The sequence below is a fragment of the Bacteroides sp. OF03-11BH genome (genome assembly GCF_003604005.1).
Taxonomy (GTDB): Bacteria; Bacteroidota; Bacteroidia; order Bacteroidales; family Bacteroidaceae; genus Bacteroides; species Bacteroides ovatus.
On sequence record NZ_QTMW01000086.1, the window covers coordinates 2273 to 7230 of the forward strand.

At 34.3% G+C, this 4958-nt stretch carries 6 protein-coding genes; all 6 read left to right on the forward strand.

Translation table 11 applies throughout. The features are described from left to right. On the forward strand, positions 1-637 hold a 637-nt coding region (locus tag DXA54_RS28680), incomplete at its 5' end, for a DUF3871 family protein (protein WP_243647699.1). A gap of 289 nt (positions 638-926) precedes the next feature. Next, complete coding sequence (locus DXA54_RS27205) at positions 927-1199, forward strand: hypothetical protein (RefSeq protein WP_120081155.1); 273 nt, start codon at positions 927-929, stop codon at positions 1197-1199. 154 nt (positions 1200-1353) lie between these two features. After that, on the forward strand, positions 1354-1941 hold the full coding sequence (locus DXA54_RS27210; RefSeq protein WP_120081157.1) for a tyrosine-type recombinase/integrase: 588 nt from the start codon (positions 1354-1356) through the stop codon (positions 1939-1941). Positions 1942-2556: 615 nt separating this feature from the next. Next, positions 2557-2883 carry a DUF5640 domain-containing protein gene (locus DXA54_RS27215; RefSeq protein WP_243647700.1) on the forward strand — a complete coding sequence of 109 codons (327 nt, stop codon included), beginning with the start codon at positions 2557-2559 and terminating at the stop codon, positions 2881-2883. Between the two features lie 20 nt (positions 2884-2903). Further along, complete coding sequence (locus DXA54_RS27220) at positions 2904-3365, forward strand: lipocalin family protein (RefSeq protein ID WP_008650602.1); 462 nt, start codon at positions 2904-2906, stop codon at positions 3363-3365. 578 nt (positions 3366-3943) lie between these two features. Next, positions 3944-4822 (forward strand): hypothetical protein, encoded by an 879-nt coding sequence (locus DXA54_RS27225; protein WP_118036688.1) that lies wholly within the window; start codon positions 3944-3946, stop codon positions 4820-4822. Positions 4823-4958 lie beyond the last annotated feature (136 nt).

Consider the following 4958-nt stretch of genomic DNA (forward strand, 5'->3'; position numbering starts at 1 on the left):
GAGGTGTGCTTTTGTTATTGAAGTTCCTACTATCTATGAGACAGTACACGGTAACAGGCTAACACTTACTATTGGTGGTGTCAGAGCTTATAACCATACCAATCTTTATTCAAAGAAAGGTGCAGAGCGGTTTAAAGTGTTTATTGGCTTTACTTGTAAGGTTTGCACAAATCTATGTGTATCTACGGACGGTTATCTTAGTTGCTTGGAAGTTACCAATACAAGGGATTTATATCAAGCGGTATTGGAAATGTTCCACAAATACGATGCAGCCAAACACATACATTTGATGCAGTCTTTAGGCAATACCAGTATGACGGAGCATCAGTTCTGCCAACTACTTGGAAGAATGAGACTTTATCAATCATTACCGCAAGGCTATCAGAAAGATATACCTAAAATGTTGCTTACTGATACACAGGTTAACAATGTGGCTAAAGCGTATATCAATGATGAGAACTTTGGCAGCTTGGGGAATGATTTGTCTATGTGGAAGTTCTACAACTTGCTCACAGGTGCAAATAAGAGCAGCTATATAGATTCATTCTTGGATAGAGCCTATAATGCAACAGAACTTGCAACGGGTATATGTTCCGCTTTACATGGTGATGACAAATACCAATGGTTTCTTAGTTAGTGGTATTACAGAGTACTTAAAAGGGGCATCCATATAATAAGGGTGTCCCTTGATTATTCATTACCTATTAATACTCAAAAGATTATGTTACAAGCGTTATTAGTCGTTATATCTTGGATTATCTTGTTACTTGTTATGTGTGCAATTTCACCTGTTGTATTCTTCTTGATGATTATTTGGACTATATACAAGATTATTACGGTAAAGTAGTGCATTAAAATGCAGAAAAACAAAGGGCATCTATACAGGTGCTCTTTTTTATTTACAAACCTCTTAAGTATTAAAGAATATGGTAATAGAAGGCAGTCGCGAATACAAGGCAGCGCAAGAACTTGAAAGAGCCTTGAACGATTATGGTTGGAATCCAAAAAGGTTTGCAGAGAGTACAAGGTGTTATCATCGTACACTACAGCAGGAATTAATGAAAACCATTGTGGAGATTATTCGCATGGTTGGCAGTAAGGACTATGGCACAGACCTTAGGAATCAGGAATCACACGAACTTTGCAAACGGATAGTTGACAGTGGCGTGTTGGATGAAGCCCACCTACCTTTTATATAGGTTGAATGAAGTAAGGACATTATTTGCTTAGTGTCCTTGCTTTATAATATTCACTTCTGTTATTAGTGAATGTTTAGCTAGTAATCAGTAAGTTAGATATTCCAACTCAAAATTAATATTCACTTTTATTAGTTTCACTATAAAACCGAACATTATGTCACTTAAATATTCAAGTACAACAGCAGATTATTTGCAATGGAGCGAAGCGATGAACTTAATAAGAAAGTTGGCAAGGGATAGTAATTATAAGATGTCACTTCTTATCGCTTTGGGTTGCTTCACAGGTCTAAGAATTTCTGATATTCTTGCTTTGAGGTGGAATCAGATATTAGATGCAGAAGAATTTACCATTATAGAGATTAAAACAGGAAAGCAAAGGACTATTAGGATTAATATGCAGCTACAGCAACATATCAGAGATTGTTATGAGCATATAAATCCAGTTGGCATAAATGCGCCTGTATTGATAAGTCAGAAGGGGACAGTGTACACAGTTCAGAGAATCAATGTCATGCTGAAAGAGATTAAGAAGAAGTACAAGTTGCATATAGGCAATTTCAGTTGTCATTCTCTTAGAAAGACCTTTGGCAGACAGGTTTATAATATGAATAACGATAATTCAGAACTTGCACTTGTTAAATTGATGGAGTTATTCAATCATTCCAGTGTATCAATTACTAAAAGATACTTGGGATTGAGACAGGAAGAGCTACTAAATACTTATGATTGTCTTAGCTTCTAATAATTGGGTTGGTATGAAAGTTCAGAATTTCTACTTATATGGGGATTTGGCAAGTTTCATACCAACCTTGAATTATTGAGTAGAGACAGCTCTCAGCTTTTAATAAACAATAGTTCTTGCAAATTAAACAGCTTTTAGTAACTTTGTAGCAATTTCAGACTTCTATGGAGATAGTTCTGAAAGGACATAGTTAACGAAGAGCGTTTAAGATATTATCTTACTGTGAAATCTGGACAATTTCAAAAGGTGAAGATAATAGGCAAGAACGCTCACGTCAATGTTATATACCTATCTTATATGGATAGTCTATATATCGTTTGGCGTGGGCTATTGTTTATTATTCACCTTAGGCAAGTCCAGAGCCCCACAGTAGTAATATTCAATAGTTCCCACGCTTCTTGTATGTAGTAGCCAACTATAGGGAACAGGTTGGCATAAATATAGGTATATAAGAAACAGACAGTCTATTTTACTACTCAACAGTTCTTTATTTAAGAAGTGTGCAACTCCGTGTTGTGTTCCTCACACTTATATCTCAATTATTAACGCTCTCTATTAGGAACATAGAAGCACAAACAGATTATATAACAAATGAAGACATTAAGATTTATTGGTATGGCTATAATAGCCATTATTATGAGTGTGAACTTTGCAGCTTGCTCTGATGACGATGACGACAACCCCATTGTTGGTACATGGCGAAGTGAAGTGGATAACTATGGTTATAGTGATTCATATACATTCAATGCAGACGGAAGTGGTATATGGCAAGAGTTTAAAGATAACAAACAAACTGATTCTGAATCATTTAAATATTCTGTAGACGGTGATAAGATTACATTTACATGGACAGATGAGGTATATACATCTACCTTCTCTATTTCTGGCAATCGTTTAACGATTAAAGATAATGAAGATTCTGAAACTTATACCAAGCAGTAAATAATAAAATCCAACGATATATGAGGACTTTACGATTAATAGGTTCAGTAATCATGGTTATAATGATGAGTCTGAATTTTATTGCTTGTAGTGATGACGATGAAAACGATAACAGACCTCTTGCGGAGAAGCTTATAGGGCACTGGGTACTTACTTATGAGGAAGGGTTTGAGAAGGACTTTGAACACCCTGAATATGATGAAGCATGGAGCCATGCGCCTAAAGATGAATGTGAATATTTCGGTAACTTCACCTTTAGGGAAGACGGTACTTATAGTGAATATGATTTGGACGGTACAAGTAACCCGCAGAGTATTGAGAAATGGGAAGTGAATGGTGATGTTATAACTCTTATTGAAGATGAATATGAACAGTATGATTTAAAGGTTCTTGAAATCAGTTCCAATAAGCTAGTACTTGAATTTCATGATAAAGATGAAGCATCTGAACACTATGCTAAAATGACCTATAAGAGAGGTTGACCTCTTAGTCCAACAAATAAAGGCAGCATTTGAAGTAACATTCACTTGCTGCCTTATTAATTACCTCCTTCTCTTCTTAACTAATTTATGCTTATCCTTCTTAGCTGAATTTGAGAATAGCTGTTCTAACATTTCCCTTGTGATAGGTAAATATGTGACTTCTGTTAATCTAGTTTCTCTAATCTCTTGTGGTAAATAATGAATTGTGTTATTCTTCTTTGGTGTTACTTGCATATTTGTGTAAAAATAAATAAGTTGGTAATTGATTTATCTATAACAAAGGTACTGATAAGAATCAGGTAAATCTAATACAAGACATACATTCTGGATTATTGGAATATATGTGCGTATATCTTCAAAAGGATGCGATTTGAGGTAGCAAGTAAAGCAATTCTTGTCACTGATTCATGACAGATATTTATGATTTTATTTTTTGTACCTGTGAGATATGATGAAACTAAGTCATTGATAAGGTGGTAAGTGAAATTTCATTTACTGCCTTATTTTTTATAATACAGTGAACTGGAATATTGGATAAATTTGTTTCTTTGCAGTCATTGATTTTAAAAGATAATACCATGAATGAATATGTAGATTTTTATATGCAGAGATGCTTGCAGGTAGCCACAAGCATAGATGACAAAAGCAAACATATTATATTGAACAATATCAAGGCTATAAATTATGAGGAAGCTGTAAAACTCGCTGAAACCATAATCATAGATGATAACAAACGAAAATTATTGCTAAGTGAAGAAGTCTTTGTTAACGATAGTACTTTAGCTCAATATTTAGAAAGAGAGGAACTGGATGCGTTAAAATTATGGAGATTATCCGTATTGCTGTACGCTATGATAATGGGATGTAATGTTGCTGAACTATCCATATCTGTAGCAGACCAATATTTAGACTTGTTCAACCACCTAAACGATGGAATGAATGTTGCAAGTATTGAAGTAGTGGGTAGGTTGCCAACAGAAACGAAGAAAGGTAAATCGTCAACTAAAACCAAAAAGTTTACTATCTCTAGTCAACTACTGATTAATAAAATGAAACAAGCTTATTTAGAACTGCAAGATGATATTGTAACAGTAGATAACTTGAAGCATTATACAATTGAGAGGATTACCACTATGAATGAAATAGCAAACAAAAGAATCTTGAATTATTATTTTGCACAAGAATTGAAAGCCTTCTTGAGCAAATACAAAGGTGGAAAAATGTCCTCAAACAGAAAGAAGCTTGTTTTATACATCCTATACTTGTTTGGTCGTTTCAAGAACAATGTTCCAATAAATACAGATAATTATAGAGCATTAATACGCGACTATAATAAATCCCCAATAAAACTTTCTCTATTCACAGTAAACGGGCAGTCGTTCCCTTTAATCTTACTGCCTAATCCAGAAATTGAAAAAATAAGGTCTAAATATAGAAGGTTCATAGAGGAAATGTGAAATTTCGAGATAATCTGATTTTTCACGAAAAGTAATTTATGGTTTCTTACCTTCGCAGCGTTGGTAATATTGCCAATTATCTTAAATTTTTATGTGCGCCCGTAAAGGTTGCATCGTAAATATCTCTTTGGCAAGA